We start from the raw sequence: 14,562 nt of genomic DNA, 5'->3' as shown, positions 1-14,562 counted from the left end.
GTCGTCGTCATCCCCTGATCCGTGCCGCCGCGCCCCGGCGGCACCCCCGGATCAGGCGGCCTCGCGGTGCTCCCGGACGGGGCGGCGCTCCTCCGGCTCCGGCGCGCGCGGCGGCGTGGAGACGGCGCTCGCCGCGGCGCAGGACGCGAGCAGGTCGTGCATGGACACCCCGGCGAGCGCGGGCGGCTGGGTCACGGGCTCCGGCACGGACGCCTCCTGGAGGTCGGGGGCGGGTGTGGTTAGGCATGCCTAACCACAAGCTGGCTACCATGTGACCACGGGCGGGACCCCGTTGGCAATATCTTGCCGACGTGTTGTCGGAAACCCGGCCGGGCGCCGGTGACGCGGAACCCGCAGTCCGGAGAACGAGAACGGGACGGGCGGGGTCACGGGGAGCGGCTCAGGCGGCGAGGACGCTCAGGTCGACCGCCGCCCAGCGCTCGCCGACCCCCGTCAGCGTCACCTGCCGCACCTCGTCGGTGGTGTCGCCCACGGCCCGGTGGATCAGGAGCTGCAACCGGTCCTCGGTGAGCTCCTCCACCTTGCCCTCGCCCCACTCGACCACGATCACCGAGTCGGACAGGGAGACGTCGAGGTCGAGGTCCTCCATCTCGTCCAGGCCGCCGGACAGCCGGTAGGCGTCGACGTGGACGAGCGGCGGACCGTCGCCGAGCGAGGGGTGCACGCGGGCGATCACGAAGGTCGGGGAGGTGACGGCGCCGCGCACGCCGAGGCCCTCGCCGAGCCCCCGGGTCAGCGTCGTCTTGCCCGCCCCCAGCTCCCCGCTCAGCATCACCAGGTCCCCGGCGCGCAGCAGTTTGGCGAGCCTGCGGCCCAGTTCCCTCATCTGCTCCGGGGAGGTGACGGTGATCTCGACGGCGGGGGCGGGCCCGGCCGGGCCCTGCGGTGCTGCTGGTGCTTCCATAGCCCTCAACGGTAGCGCCGCCGGCGCACCGGCCCGTCTCCCGCCGCCCCGCTCACACGGCCGCGCCGCGCGCCTTCTCGTCGGCGCGGGCGAGCAGGTCGGCGAGGCGGTCGGTGACCAGCTCCGGGTGCTCCAGCATCACCAGGTGCCCCGCGTCGGGGACGAGCACCAGCTCGGCCTCCGGCAGCAGGCCGGCGATGGCCTCGCTGTGCTCGCTGGGCGTCACCAGGTCCCGCACCCCGGCCAGCACCAGCACCGGGAGGCCGCGGAAGCGGGCGAGGGCCTCGGTCTTGTCGTGGTCGTTGAACGCCGGGTAGTACTCGGCGACCACGTCGATCGGCGTCGACTCGATCATCCGCTCGGCGAACCGGGCCACGGCCGGGTCGACGTCCCGGGACGCGAACGAGTACCGCTTGATGATCCCGGCGAACAGGTCCGCCGTCGCCCGCCGCCCCTTCTCCACCAGCTCGGCCCGCTGCCCCAGCGCCTTCAGCACCCCGGGCAGCACCCGCCGCACCGCGTTGACGCCGGCCACCGGCAGCCCGAAGTTGACCTCGCCGAGCCGCCCGGACGACGTGCCGACGAGGGCGACGCCGACGACGCGCTCGCGGATCAGGCCGGGGAAGCGGTCGGCCAGGGCCATCACCGTCATGCCGCCCATGGAGTGCCCGACCAGCACGATCGGGCCGTCGGGCACGGCCGCGTCGATGACGGCCTTCAGGTCCCGGCCCAGCTCGTCGATGGTGACCGGCTCGTCGTCGCGCACCTGGGTCACGCCCCGCCCGGACCGTCCGTGGCTGCGCTGGTCCCAGTGCACGGTGCGCACGACGCCCCGCAGCGCCGCCCGCTGGAAGTGCCAGGAGTCCTGGTTGAGGCAGTAACCGTGGCAGAAGACGACGGTGACGGGAGCGGGCGCCTTGCGGCCGAAGAGCCGGCGGCGGCGCCGGGTGAGCGCGGACTCGGTGTCCGGATCGACGTCGTCGACCTCGTAGTACAGCTCGGTGCCGTCGTCGGCGTACGCCCTGCCGGGGGTGCCGCGCAGTCCGCCGTACGGTCCCGCCGCGTCGAGGGCGAGCCGCGCCTTCTGGCGCATTCCGCGGCCGACGGTGAGCCGCTCTATCGCCACGCCGGCCGCCGCGCCCGCGGCGACCACGCCTATCGCCGCGCCGGCGATCCCGGTCGCCCGGCGCCAGCCGCCGGCGGCCACGTCGGTGGCGGCCTCCGCGGCGGAGGCGACGGCCACCGCGGCGACGTCCGCGAGCCCCTCCGCACTGCTCTCGCTCACGTACCGCTCCTCTTCACCGGGCCGCGGGGCGGATCCCCCTCTTGTCCCTCGTTCACCCGCACACGTGTCGCATGCACGTCATACACGCCGGGCCGGGCGCGCGTCACGTGTCACTGGTCACGCGGGCCCGCGATCGTCACTCGTTCACATAGACGCGGGGCACGCGCGCGCCGATCCGGGTGACGATCTCGTACGCGATGGTGCCCGCCGCCCGCGCCCAGTCCTCGGCGGTGGGCTCGCCGCGGTCGCCGGGCCCGAACAGCACCGCCTCGGCGCCGGGCGGGGGCCGGTCCCCTCCCAGGTCGACGACGAACTGGTCCATCGCGACCCGCCCCGCGACCGTGCGCCACTTGCCCCCGACCAGGACGGGGCCGGTGGAGGAGGCGTGGCGCGGGATGCCGTCGGCGTAGCCGAGGGGGACGAGGCCGAGGGTGGTCTCGCCGGGGGTGGTGTAGTGGTGGCCGTAGCTGACGCCGTGGCCGCCGGGGACCTGCTTGACCAGGGCCAGAGCGGCGGACAGCGTCATCACGGGACGCAGTCCGAAGTCGGCGGGGATGCCGACTTCGGGGCTGGGCGAGACGCCGTACATCGCGATGCCGGGGCGTACGAGGTCGAAGTGGCTCTCGGGGAGCGTGAGCGTGGCCGGCGAGTTGGCGATGTGCCGCACCTCGGGGCGGACGCCCTGCCGCTCGGCGTACGCCGTCATCTCGCGGAAGAGGGTGAGCTGGGCGGCGATGGAGGGGTGGCCGGGCTCGTCGGCGCAGGCGAAGTGCGACCAGAGCCCGGTGACGCGGATCAGCCCCTCGGCCTCGGCGCGCCGGGCCTCCCGGACGAGCTCCTCCCAGTCGTCGCCCGGCCCGCAGCCGTTGCGGCCCAGCCCGGTGTCGGCCTTGAGCTGCACCCGTGCGGGGCGTCCGGCCGGACGTGCCGCCGCGGTGACCTCGTCCAGGGCCCACATCCCGCTGACGGAGACGTCGAGACCGGCCTCGACGGCCTCCCGCCAGGGGCCGCCCGGCGTCCACAGCCAGCACATGATCCGCACGTCGTCCGGCAGCCCGGCCTCCGCGCGCAGCGCGAGCGCCTCCTGGGGCGTGGCGGTGCCGAGCCAGGTCGCGCCGGCCGCGACGGCCGCGCGGGCGCACGGGATCGCGCCGTGGCCGTAGGCATCGGCCTTGACGACGGCCATGAGGGCCGCACCGGGCGCCCGTTCACGCAGCGCGCGCACGTTGGCCCGCAGTGCGGCCAGATCGATCTCGGCACGGCCCCGCAGGGACGCGTCCCATCGGACGGAAGTCTCACTCATCGCACCCCAGTCTCTCAGAGCCCCCGATCACCCCCACGCAGCCGCCACACACCCCACCGCCGCGGGCGGTCCTCCTCCCTTCCCCGCCGCTGCGGGCAGTCGCGCCTCCCCCGTGCCCGAACGGCCCGGGAGGCATCCCCGGGGGCGGCACGGGCGGGCACCGGGGCTCCCCCTCCGGGGGAGGCGCCCCGCCGGCGCCGGGCCACGCGACCGCCCCCGCACCGACGACCACGTCGGGTCCGGTCCGACCGCACCCGTCATCCCCGCCCGTCCAGAACCTCCCGCACGTCCCGCCAGGCGGCCGGCACCGCCTCCGCCACGTCGTGCGCCCCCACCGGAGCCCCCACTGCCGCGATCCGCCCCGCCAGCCCGTGCAGGTACGCCCCCGCGCTCCCCGCGTCCAGCGCCGACAGCCCCGCCGCCAGCAACGACCCCGCCAGCCCCGACAGCACGTCCCCGCTCCCCGCCGTGGCCAGCCACGACGTCCCCGTCGCGTTGACCCGCACGGGCCCCTTCCCGCCCGCCGGGGCCACCACCGTCGTCGATCCCTTCAGCAGCACCGTCGCCCCGTACCGCTCCGCCAGCTCCCGCGCCGAGGCCAGCCGCGCCCCCTCGACCTCCTCGCGGCTCACCCCGAGCAGCGCCGCCGCCTCCCCGGCATGCGGCGTCATCAGCGTCGGCGCCGTGCGTCCCCGCACCGCGTCCGCGTCGGCCAGCCGCAGCCCGTCCGCGTCGATCAGCACCGGCACCCGAGCCGCCAGCACCTCCGCCACGGTCCCGGCGTCGTCCCCGGCCCCGGGGCCGACGACCCACGCCTGCACCCGCCCCGCCCGCTTCGGCCCCCGGTCGGACACGAGCGTCTCCGGGAAGCGCGCGATCACCGCGTCCCCCGCCGGTCCCACGTACCGCACCGCCCCGGCCCCGCCCCGCAGCGCCCCGGAGACGGCGAGCACGGCGGCCCCCGGATAGCGCGCCGACCCTGCGGCGATGCCGACGACCCCGCGCCGGTACTTGTCGCTCTCCGCCCCCGGCACCGGCAGCAGCCGGGCCACGTCCGCGTGCTGCAGGGCCTCCAGCTCGGCCGCGTCGTGCGGCAGCGCCAGCCCGATGTCCACCAGCCGCACCGACCCGGCGTACTCCCGCGCCGGATCGACCAGCAGCCCCGGCTTGTGCGTCCCGAAGGTCACCGTCAGATCGGCCCGCACCGCCTCCCCGCGCACCTGACCGGTGTCGGCGTCGACCCCGCTCGGCAGGTCGACCGCGACGACGGCGGCCCGCGACCGCCCGGCCGCGGCGGCCAGCGGCACCGCCTCCTCCCGCAGCCCGCCCCGGCCGCCGATCCCGACGATGCCGTCCACGACCAGGTCGGCCCGCTCGATCAGCCGCTCCCCGTCACCGTCGGCGGCGACCCGTCCGCCGGCCCGCCGCAGCGCCGAGAGGCCGCCGGCGTGCGCGCGCCCGGGTGCGAGCAGGACGGCCGTCACCCCGGCCCCGCGCCGGGCGAGCCGCGCCCCGGCGTACAGGGCGTCGCCGCCGTTGTCGCCGCTGCCGACGAGCAGCACGACCCGGCTGCCGTAGACCCGGCCGGCCACGCGGCCGAGCAGCTCCGCGCAGGCGGCGGCGAGTCCGGCCGCCGCCCGTTGCATCAGGGCCCCGTCCGGCAGCCTCGCCATCGCCTCCCGTTCGGCCGTCCTGACCGTCTCCACGCTGTACGCAGTCCGCATGCCGTCGAGTCTTCCCTGTACGGCACGGACATCACGGACCGCGCCGGTCCCGTCCGCGCCCGGCCGGTCCTCCGGCCGGGCGCGCCGCACGGGCGGGGCCTCCGCGGCGGGGGGCCTATCCCTCCGCGATCACCACCGCCGACGCGACCCCCGCGTCGTGGCTCAGCGACACGTGCCAGGACGTGACCCCCAGCTCCGCGGCCCGTGCCGCCACCGTCCCGGTCACCCGCAGCCGCGGCCGCCCGTTGTCCTCGACGTACACCTCGGCGTCCCTCCAGTGCAGTCCCGCCGGCGCGCCGAGCGCCTTGGCCAGCGCCTCCTTGGCGGCGAAGCGGGCGGCGAGCGAGGCGACGCCCCGGCGCTCCCCGCCCGGCAGCAGCAGCTCGCTCTCCAGGAAGAGCCGCCGCGCCATGGCCGGCGTGCGCTCCAGCGACGCCCCGAACCGCTCGATCTCGGCCACGTCGATGCCGACCCCGATGATGCCCATGCCGAGCACCCTAAGGCGGCCCACGGGACGGCACGGCCACCCGGGTGCGCTCAGCCGGCGGCCGGCCCGTCCAGCCCCGCCCGGGCGGCCGGCGTGTCGGGGTGGTCCTCGCCCAGGACCCGGGCGCGGCCGTCCCTGACCTGGCGCAGCTGTGCCGCGGCGGCCTCGACGTCACCCTGCCGCGCCCTCGCCCGGGCCTGTCCGAACCGGGTCCCGATCACCTCGGGTGGAGCGGGCCGCCGTACGGTTCCCTCACGGTCGCCGTGGCGTACTACCGCCACCTGTACGACCGCTGCGTCCCGCGGGACGACTGGGACATGCCGCTGCCCGGTCCGGTGGCGACGGCCGGCGAGGACGTCGCCGAGGACGTCGCGGAGAACATCCGGCGGCACGCGTCCGACCCTGCGGCCCGCGACGAGGCGGCCCGCGCCCTGGACGGGCCGCACGCCGAGGTGGGCCCCGAACAGGACCCGGCCGAGGTGCTGCGGATGCTCGTGGCGATGCTCGGGCGGCTCGGCCCGGTCGCCCGCTCCGGTTTCGCGGCGCTCAGCAGCGCCGGCGTGTCCCACCTCGGGCAGGTGGCGGCGTACCCGGAGGACGAGGCGGTCCGCGAGGGCGCGATCGAGGCCGTGCCGTCCCGGGTGACCCCGGACACCAGGGCGGTGGTCGCGCACTCGCCGGGAACCGTCGTCGTGTCTGCAAGGCCCTGCACCGGCCGGAACAACCGGTGCCGCTGCTGCCGGCCTCCGGGTCGCCGCTCGGCCTGCGGTCCGTCATCCGGCGCCGGCTGCGCCCGCGGCCGCTGCGCCCGCCGGCGCACGTCAAGCGCCGGGTGAACGTCGCCGACCGGGACGACTTCATCGTCGCGACCCTGCGGCTGCGGACCCTGTTCCCGGACGACGACGCCGTCCCGGAGCGCACCCGGCTGGTGCGGAACCGCAACACGGACCCGCACGCGGCCACCCGGTACCTGGGGCGCTGGAGGACCGTGGAGCCGCTCGCCGGGCTGCTGTGAGCTACTCCACCGTCACCGACTTGGCCAGGTTCCGCGGCTGGTCCACCTCGTTGCCCCGGGCCGTGGCCAGTTCGCAGGCGAAGACCTGCAGCGGCACCGTCGCCACCAGCGGCTGGAGCAGCGTCGGGGTGGCGGGGATCCGGACGAGGTGGTCGGCGTAGGGGACGACCGCCTCGTCGCCCTCCTCCGCGATGACGATGGTCCGCGCGCCCCGGGCCCGGATCTCCTGGATGTTGGACACGATCTTGTCGTGGAGCACGGAACGGCCGCGCGGGGACGGCACGACCACGACGACCGGCAGGTCCTCCTCGATCAGCGCGATCGGCCCGTGCTTCAGCTCGCCCGCCGCGAAGCCCTCGGCGTGCATGTACGCCAGCTCCTTGAGCTTCAGGGCGCCTTCGAGCGCGACCGGGTACCCGACGTGCCGGCCCAGGAACAGCACCGTGTCCTTGTGGGCGAGCGAGCGCGCCAGTTCCCGTACCGGCCGCATGGTCTCCAGGACCCGTTCGACGGCGCCGGAGATCCGCGAGAGGTCGCGGACGACACCGCGGATCTCGTCGGCGTACTTCGTGCCGCGGACCTGGCCGAGGTAGAGGGCGACCAGGTAGCAGGCCACCAGCTGGGTCAGGAAGGCCTTCGTCGAGGCGACGGCGACCTCGGGTCCGGCGTGCGTGTAGAGCACCGCGTCGGACTCGCGCGGGATGGTCGAGCCGTTGGTGTTGCAGATGGCCAGCACCTTGGAGCCCTGCTCGCGGGCGTGGCGCAGTGCCATGAGGGTGTCCATGGTCTCGCCGGACTGGGAGACGGCGACGACCAGGGTCTGCTGGTCGAGGATCGGGTCGCGGTAGCGGAACTCGCTGGCCAGCTCCACCTCGCAGGGGATGCGCGTCCAGTGCTCGATGGCGTACTTGGCGATCAGCCCGGCGTGGAAGGCCGTGCCGCAGGCGACGATGACGACCTTGTCGACCTCGCGGAGCACGCCCGCGGGGATCCGCAGCTCGTCCAGGGTGAGGGAGCCGGAGGCGTCGATGCGGCCGAGGAGCGTGTCGGCGACCGCCTTGGGCTGCTCGGCGATCTCCTTGAGCATGAAGTAGTCGTGGCCGTCCTTCTCGGCGGCCGAGGCGTCCCAGTCGACGTGGTACGCGCGCACGTCCGCGGGGCTGCCGTCGAAGCCGGTGACCGTCACGCCGTCCCGGCGCAGCTCCACCACCTGGTCCTGGCCCAGTTCGAGGGCGTCCCGGGTGTGGGCGATGAAGGCGGCGACGTCGGAGGCGAGGAAGGACTCGCCCTCCCCCACGCCCACCACGAGCGGTGAGTTGCGCCGCGCGCCCACGACCACGTCCGGCTCGTCGGCGTGCACCGCGACCAGCGTGAACGCGCCCTCCAGCCGGCGGCACACCAGCCGCATCGACTCGGCCAGGTCGGCGCAGGCGGAGTACTGCTCGGCGAGCAGGTGGGCGACGACCTCGGTGTCGGTCTCGGAGGCCAGCTCGTGGCCGCGCTCCTCCAGCTCGGCCCGCAGCTCGGCGAAGTTCTCGATGATGCCGTTGTGGACCACGGCCACCCGGCCGGCGTTGTCGAGGTGCGGGTGGGCGTTGGCGTCGGTGGGTCCGCCGTGCGTGGCCCAGCGGGTGTGGCCGATGCCGGTCGCGGCGGACGGCAGCGGGTGTTCGGACAGTTCCTTGTCCAGGTTGACGAGCTTGCCGGCGCGCTTGGCGGTGGCGAGCCCGCCGTCGGCGAGCACGGCGACGCCCGCCGAGTCGTATCCCCGGTACTCCAGCCGCTTCAGTCCGGCCACCACGACATCGAGCGCCGACTGCGACCCCACGTATCCCACGATTCCGCACATGACCGGCAGCCTACGGTCAGATTCGATCACGAACCTGCTGTCACGTGCCCGAAATCGGAAATTCCCACCGGGGTACGAACACCCCGGTGGGAGTTCCCGGCCGCTCGCGGTCAGCCCAGCTTGGCGAGCTGGGCGTCGCTGATCTCCGTGGGGAAGGAGAAGTCCTTGCCCGTGGCGGCGGCGGCCAGGTTGATCACGGTGAACGACGCCACGGTGGAGCCCTTGCGGGTGACGGCGACCTTGACCGGGAACTTGTCGCCCTCCTCGCCGGTCACCGTCATGGTCATCGCGACCGCCTCGTCGGCACCCGCGGGCGCCTTGTCGGTGACGACCTTGTCGACCTGCGTCCTGACGCCGGCCGCGGTGTAGGCGAAGCCGCCCGCGCACGCGCTCGCGGCGGCGTTCACGTCCTCCAGGACCTTCTCGGCGCCGCCGTCCTCGTAGGAGGCCAGGGTCACCAGGAGCTTGTCCAGGTCGAAAGCGCTGTCGAGCGCCGCCTCGGACACGTCGTCCCCGGCCGGCTTCTTCGGCCCTTCCGTCCAGGACCGCTTCACCGTGGCCGCCGGCTCGCCCGCGGCGATGCCGGTCTGTGCGAGGACGAGCGGCCGGCACTCGGCCTTCTCCGCCTTCACCTTGTCCTGCGGGATGTCGTCCGAGGCGACGGGCTTGGTGACCTTGCCGTTCTTGACGTCCGCCTGGGCCAGGACGGCCTTGTCCAGCTCGGCGGCGCTCAGCGCCTCGGCGGCGGCCGGGGCCGCCGAGGCGTTCTTGTCACCGTCGGCCTTGCCGTCGCCGGTCCTGCCGCCGTCGTCGGAGGATCCGCCGCAGGCGGTGACGAGGAGGGCCAGGGCGGCGGCGGAGGCCGCCAGGGCGGTACGGCGCACAGCGGTCGTTCTCACGGGGGCGACTCTTTCTGCCAGGACTGCGGAGGGGCTCCGCATGTTTCGCGCGCACTGTACTCACAGGTAGCTCACGAGCGATCACTCCGTCACCACCCGGTACTCGACCGTGACGCCGACGTGATCTTGACCGGCGGGACGGCGTCCGGCGTGACACAGCCCACCCGCCACCGCGTTCGAACTCCGTTAACAATGGACTGTGATCTCTCCGGTCCCCTCGATGCCCCGGAGCGCCCACCGGTCCCGGCCGGAGGCGACTCCCTACGTCGACCTCACCCGTCCCGAGTGGAGCGCGCTGCGCGACAAGACGCCGCTGCCGCTGACCGCGGAGGAGGTGGAGAAGCTGCGCGGCCTCGGCGACGTCATCGACCTCGACGAGGTGCGGGACATCTACCTGCCCCTGTCGCGGCTCCTCAACCTCTACGTCGGCGCCACCGACGGCCTGCGCGGCGCGCTGAACACCTTCCTCGGCGAGCAGGGCTCCCAGTCCGGCACGCCCTTCGTCATAGGGGTCGCCGGCTCGGTCGCGGTCGGCAAGTCCACCGTGGCCCGCCTCCTCCAGGCGCTGCTGTCCCGCTGGCCCGAGCACCCGCGCGTCGAGCTGGTCACGACCGACGGCTTCCTGCTGCCCACGAGGGAGCTGGAGGCCCGCGGCCTGATGTCGCGGAAGGGTTTCCCCGAGTCGTACGACCGCCGGGCGCTCACCCGGTTCGTCGCCGACATCAAGGCGGGCAAGGCCGAGGTGACCGCCCCCGTCTACTCCCACCTCATCTACGACATCGTCCCGGACGAGAAGCTCGTCGTGCGCCGCCCCGACATCCTGATCGTCGAGGGCCTGAACGTCCTGCAGCCCGCGCTGCCCGGCAAGGACGGCCGCACCAGGGTCGGCCTCGCCGACTACTTCGACTTCAGCGTGTACGTCGACGCCCGCACCGAGGACATCGAGCGCTGGTACCTCAGCCGCTTCCGCAAGCTGCGCGCGACCGCCTTCCAGAACCCCTCCTCGTACTTCCGCAAGTACACCCAGGTCTCGGAGGAGGAGGCCCTCGACTACGCCCGCACCACCTGGCGCACCATCAACAAGCCGAACCTGGTGGAGAACGTGGCCCCCACCCGGGGCCGGGCCACCCTGATCCTGCGCAAGGGGCCGGACCACAAGGTGCAGCGCCTGAGCCTGCGGAAGCTGTGACGGCCACCGTCCGGACCTGTAGAAATACCGGATGCTGCATCTGCGTCTGATCTCCCCGGCCGACCGGACCGACGAGGTGGTCCGCCTGATCGGCCGCACGGTCGGCACCACCCACCTCGTCGTCCTGCCGGGCGCCGCCCGGGTTCCGGAGGGCGACGTCGTCATGTGCGACGTGGCCCGCGAGGCGGGCGACGAACTCATCAACCGGCTCCGCGCGCTGGGCATCGACGACTGCGGCGCCATCACCGCCGAGAACATCGACCTGTCGCTGTCCAGGCGGGCCGACAAGGCGGAGGAGGACGCCCCCGGCGAACCCGCGGACGCCGTGCTGTGGGAGCAGCTGGAGGAGGCGACCCAGGAGGAGTCGTCCCTCTCCGTCACCTACGTCGCCTTCATCACGCTCGCCACGATGATCGCGGCCTGCGGTGTGGTGCTCGACAACGCCGTCCTGATCGTGGGCGCGATGGCGGTCGGCCCGGAGTTCGGCCCGCTGGCGGGCGTCTGCACCGCGATCGTCCAGCGCGCGCCGCGCCTGGCGCTGCGGTCACTGGTCGCCCTGCTGGTGGGCTTCGCGGTGGCGATGGCGGTGACGGTGGGCTTCAGCTGGGTCATGTCCGGCTTCTCCCTGTTCAGCGAGGGCAAGCTGGAGGGGGACCGCCCCAACACGGGCTTCGTCTACGCCCCGGACGCCTTCTCCTTCGTGGTGGCGGTCCTCGCCGGCATCGCGGGCACGCTGTCCCTCACCTCGGCGAAGTCCGGCGCCCTGGTGGGCGTGGCCATCTCCGTCACCACGGTCCCGGCCGCCGCGAACGCGGCCGTCGCCCTGAGCTTCGGCGACACCAGGCAGACGGTCGGCTCCAGCGAGCAGCTCCTGCTCAACCTGGCGGGCATCGTCGTGGCCGGCACCCTGACGCTCCTGGTCCAGAAGGTCCTGTGGGCCACCCAGCGCGGCCGCCTGACCACGACGGACGACGCCGGTTAGGGAAGCCCGCCCGAGGGACGCGGGGAACCGTGCGGCACACCACGACGGTGCCGCGGCCCGCACAGCACCCCGCCCCGGACCCGGCGCCGCGGAACTACCCGAGCGCCGACTTCACCGCATCGGCCAGCCGCCCCGCGACGGACCGGGCCTGCTCGATGTCCGCCGCCTCGACCATGACCCGCACGAGCGGTTCGGTCCCCGAGGGACGCAGCAGCACGCGCCCGGTGTCGCCCAGCTCCCGCTCCGCCTCCCCGACGGCGGTCGCCAGCTCCGCGGACGTCCTGACCCGCGCCTTGTCCACGTCGGGCACGTTGATCAGCACCTGCGGCAGCCGCTCCATCACGGACGCGAGGTCCTGCAGCGTACGACCGGTCTGCGCGACCCGCGCCGCCAGCATCAGGCCGGTCAGCGTGCCGTCGCCGGTGGTGGCGTGGTCGAGGATGATGACGTGGCCGGACTGCTCGCCGCCGAGGGCGTACCCGTTGGCCTTCATCTCCTCCAGGACGTACCGGTCGCCGACCCCGGTCTGCACGAACTGGATGCCCTCGCGCTCCATGGCCAGCTTGAAGCCCAGGTTTGACATGACGGTCGCGACGACGGTGTCGGAGCGCAGCGCGCCCCGCTCCCGCATCGCCAGCGCGAGCACGGCGAGGATCTGGTCGCCGTCCACCTCCGCGCCGGTGTGGTCCACGGCCAGGCAGCGGTCGGCGTCGCCGTCGTGGGCGATGCCGAGGTCGGCGCCGTGCTCGACCACGGCCGCCTTGAGCAGGTCGAGGTGGGTGGAGCCGCAGCCGTCGTTGATGTTGAGGCCGTCCGGCACCGCGCCGATGGTGACGAGCTCCGCGCCGGCCCGCGCGAACGCCTCCGGCGAGACCCGGGAGGCGGCGCCGTGCGCCTCGTCGAGGACGATCTTCAGACCGTCGAGACGGTTCGGGAGGACGCCGACGAGGTGGGCGACGTACTGGTCGAGTCCCTCGTCGTAGTCGCGGACACGGCCGACGCCGGCGCCGGTCGGGCGGTCCCAGGGGGCGCCGGTGCGGTGCTCCGCGTAGACGGCCTCGATGCGGTCCTCCAGCTCGTCGGCGAGCTTGTGACCGCCGCGGGCGAAGAACTTGATGCCGTTGTCGGGCATGGCGTTGTGACTCGCGGAGAGCATCACGCCGAGGTCGGCGCCGAGCGCGCCGGTGAGGTGGGCCACCGCGGGCGTCGGCAGGACGCCGACCCGCAGCACGTCCACCCCGGCGCTGGCCAGACCCGCGACCACGGCGGCCTCCAGGAACTCCCCGGAGGCGCGCGGGTCCCGTCCGACCACCGCGGTCGGGCGGTGTCCGGCGAAGGTGCCCGCCTCGGCCAGTACGTGCGCCGCGGCGACGGAGAGACCGAGCGCCAGCTCGGCCGTCAGATCCGCGTTGGCGACACCGCGCACGCCGTCCGTGCCGAAGAGTCGTCCCACTTGTCCTCCTGAGGAAACGTCAATTCCGGGAGCGGCTGCTGTGCGGCCCACGCAGTCGGCTCCCGTGGTACCGGTCACGCGTCGCACCGCGCTGCCCGGCCATCCGATCACACAAGCCTCTGAACGTCTGAACGTCTCAGCGGCTGAACCTCTGAACGTCTTGTGCCGTTATACGCCCAACGGTCGAGATAAACGAACGCCCCGGCAGCACAGTGGCGTGCCGCCGGGGCGTTCGGAGTACAGGCAGCGAGGCTTAGCGCTTGCTGTACTGCGGAGCCTTGCGGGCCTTCTTGAGACCGGCCTTCTTGCGCTCGACCGCACGGTCGTCGCGCTTGAGGAAGCCGGCCTTCTTCAGCGGGCCGCGGTTGTTGTCGACGTCGGCCTCGTTCAGCGCGCGGGCGACACCGAGACGGAGCGCACCGGCCTGACCGGAGACACCGCCACCCGCGATGCGGGCGATGACGTCGTAACGGCCCTCGAGCTCGAGCACCTTGAAGGGCTCGTTGACTTCCTGCTGGTGCACCTTGTTCGGGAAGTAGTCCTCGAGGGTGCGACCGTTGATCTTCCACTTGCCGGTGCCCGGGACGATCCGGACACGGGCGATGGCGTTCTTGCGACGGCCCAGGCCGGCGGCCGGCTGGGGCTCGCCGAAGCGGGACGCCATGGACTCCGAGGTGTACTCGCCCTCGACGGGGACCTCGGACTCGGTGGTGTAGCTGTCGATGTCGATCTCTTCGAGCGGCTGCTCGGCAGTGGTCTCGGCCACGATGCTCCTCAGATTCTCTTCAGTCTTAGGGGGTGGCCGGACTTACTGCGCGACCTGGGTGATCTCGAACGGCTGCGGCTGCTGCGCGCCGTGCGGGTGCTGGTCACCCTTGTAGACCTTCAGCTTCGAGAGCATCTGACGGCCCAGGGAGTTCTTCGGGAGCATGCCCTTGACGGCCTTCTCGATGGCCTTCTCCGGGTTCTTGTCCAGCAGCTCGTCGTAGCGCACGGAGCGCAGACCGCCCGGGTAGCCGGAGTGGCGGTACGCCATCTTCTGGGTCCGCTTGTTGCCGGAGAGGTGCACCTTGTCGGCGTTGATGATGATGACGAAGTCACCGGTGTCGACGTGGGGCGCGTAGATGGGCTTGTGCTTGCCACGGAGGATGGAGGCCGCGGTGGAGGCCAGACGGCCCAGGACGACGTCCTGAGCGTCGATGACGTGCCACTGACGCGTCACATCGCCGGGCTTGGGGCTGTACGTACGCACGGTTCGTAGCCTTCGCTTCTTCAGTGAATGGTCCTGACAAGGTCACCGAAGACGATCACGACAGCCCTGACCGCACTGCGGTGACGCAAACCGCGTGCTGGTCGCTGGTCATCGGTCCCGGTCGACCGGTGTAAGGGCCCCTCACGTGAGAATGAGCAAGCCAATACACATACGACTGTGCAGGGTACCCGGGATGTCC

The 14,562-nt window shown here is 73.5% G+C and carries 15 protein-coding genes and 1 pseudogene; 4 read left to right on the top strand and 12 right to left on the bottom strand.

Annotated elements, in window-relative coordinates; all coding sequences use genetic code 11:
• Positions 1-51 precede the first annotated feature (51 nt).
• From ACZ4V6_RS18835 to ACZ4V6_RS18805, 7 genes and pseudogenes are all read right to left on the bottom strand, one after another.
• On the bottom strand, positions 52-207 hold the full coding sequence (locus ACZ4V6_RS18835; protein ID WP_467828477.1) for a hypothetical protein: 156 nt from the start codon (positions 205-207) through the stop codon (positions 52-54).
• Between the two features lie 193 nt (positions 208-400).
• Positions 401-925 (bottom strand): tRNA (adenosine(37)-N6)-threonylcarbamoyltransferase complex ATPase subunit type 1 TsaE, encoded by a 525-nt coding sequence (gene tsaE, locus ACZ4V6_RS18830; protein WP_467828474.1) that lies wholly within the window; start codon positions 923-925, stop codon positions 401-403.
• Positions 894-2,210: pseudogene (locus tag ACZ4V6_RS18825) on the bottom strand (alpha/beta fold hydrolase); the annotation flags it as partial. The pseudogene ACZ4V6_RS18825 and the gene tsaE, both read right to left, overlap by 32 nt.
• A 136-nt stretch (positions 2,211-2,346) precedes the next feature.
• Positions 2,347-3,513 (bottom strand): alanine racemase, encoded by a 1,167-nt coding sequence (gene alr / locus ACZ4V6_RS18820; RefSeq protein ID WP_467828471.1) that lies wholly within the window; start codon positions 3,511-3,513, stop codon positions 2,347-2,349.
• Positions 3,514-3,770: 257 nt separating this feature from the next.
• Complete coding sequence (locus ACZ4V6_RS18815; RefSeq protein ID WP_467828469.1) at positions 3,771-5,237, bottom strand: NAD(P)H-hydrate dehydratase; 1,467 nt, start codon at positions 5,235-5,237, stop codon at positions 3,771-3,773.
• Between the two features lie 115 nt (positions 5,238-5,352).
• Positions 5,353-5,724: a holo-ACP synthase gene (locus tag ACZ4V6_RS18810; RefSeq protein WP_467828467.1), complete on the bottom strand. Its 372-nt coding sequence runs from the start codon at positions 5,722-5,724 to the stop codon at positions 5,353-5,355.
• A 50-nt stretch (positions 5,725-5,774) separates the two neighbouring features.
• Positions 5,775-5,945, bottom strand: coding sequence for a tetratricopeptide repeat protein (locus ACZ4V6_RS18805; protein WP_467828466.1), 171 nt, complete (start codon positions 5,943-5,945; stop codon positions 5,775-5,777).
• Between the two features lie 42 nt (positions 5,946-5,987).
• Between ACZ4V6_RS18805 and ACZ4V6_RS18800 the strand changes: the two genes are divergently transcribed.
• Positions 5,988-6,560: a hypothetical protein gene (locus ACZ4V6_RS18800; RefSeq protein ID WP_467828464.1), complete on the top strand. Its 573-nt coding sequence runs from the start codon at positions 5,988-5,990 to the stop codon at positions 6,558-6,560.
• Positions 6,557-6,739, top strand: coding sequence for a hypothetical protein (locus ACZ4V6_RS18795; protein ID WP_467828462.1), 183 nt, complete (start codon positions 6,557-6,559; stop codon positions 6,737-6,739). Before ACZ4V6_RS18800 ends, ACZ4V6_RS18795 begins: the two co-directional genes overlap by 4 nt.
• 1 nt (position 6,740) lies before the next feature.
• Here the strand turns inward: ACZ4V6_RS18795 and glmS are convergent, their stop codons facing one another.
• Together glmS and ACZ4V6_RS18785 are read right to left on the bottom strand one after the other, a co-directional pair.
• The gene (glmS, locus tag ACZ4V6_RS18790) at positions 6,741-8,588 is read right to left on the bottom strand and encodes a glutamine--fructose-6-phosphate transaminase (isomerizing) (RefSeq protein WP_467828460.1); all 1,848 of its coding nucleotides are present in this window, start codon (positions 8,586-8,588) and stop codon (positions 6,741-6,743) included.
• 110 nt (positions 8,589-8,698) lie between these two features.
• Positions 8,699-9,487 (bottom strand): hypothetical protein, encoded by a 789-nt coding sequence (locus ACZ4V6_RS18785; protein WP_467828458.1) that lies wholly within the window; start codon positions 9,485-9,487, stop codon positions 8,699-8,701.
• Positions 9,488-9,707: 220 nt separating this feature from the next.
• On the opposite strand from ACZ4V6_RS18785, the gene coaA reads away from it, so the two are divergent.
• Together coaA and ACZ4V6_RS18775 are read left to right on the top strand one after the other, a co-directional pair.
• On the top strand, positions 9,708-10,676 hold the full coding sequence (gene coaA, locus ACZ4V6_RS18780; protein WP_403516953.1) for a type I pantothenate kinase: 969 nt from the start codon (positions 9,708-9,710) through the stop codon (positions 10,674-10,676).
• Between the two features lie 31 nt (positions 10,677-10,707).
• Entirely contained in the window at positions 10,708-11,658 is a 951-nt protein-coding gene (locus tag ACZ4V6_RS18775; RefSeq protein WP_467828456.1) for a DUF389 domain-containing protein, read from the top strand.
• 94 nt (positions 11,659-11,752) lie between these two features.
• Here ACZ4V6_RS18775 and glmM read toward each other — a convergent pair whose 3' ends face one another.
• The 3 genes from glmM to rplM all read right to left on the bottom strand — a co-directional run bounded on the left by glmM (position 11,753) and on the right by rplM (position 14,363).
• Positions 11,753-13,111: a phosphoglucosamine mutase gene (gene glmM, locus ACZ4V6_RS18770; RefSeq protein WP_467828454.1), complete on the bottom strand. Its 1,359-nt coding sequence runs from the start codon at positions 13,109-13,111 to the stop codon at positions 11,753-11,755.
• A 253-nt stretch (positions 13,112-13,364) separates the two neighbouring features.
• Positions 13,365-13,877: a 30S ribosomal protein S9 gene (rpsI, locus tag ACZ4V6_RS18765; protein WP_077796742.1), complete on the bottom strand. Its 513-nt coding sequence runs from the start codon at positions 13,875-13,877 to the stop codon at positions 13,365-13,367.
• A gap of 42 nt (positions 13,878-13,919) precedes the next feature.
• Positions 13,920-14,363, bottom strand: coding sequence for a 50S ribosomal protein L13 (gene rplM, locus ACZ4V6_RS18760; protein ID WP_137303147.1), 444 nt, complete (start codon positions 14,361-14,363; stop codon positions 13,920-13,922).
• Positions 14,364-14,562 lie beyond the last annotated feature (199 nt).

It is taken from the genome of Streptomyces sp. NPDC029152 (assembly GCF_055564355.1).
This window is presented reverse-complemented; position numbering and strand designations above follow the sequence as displayed.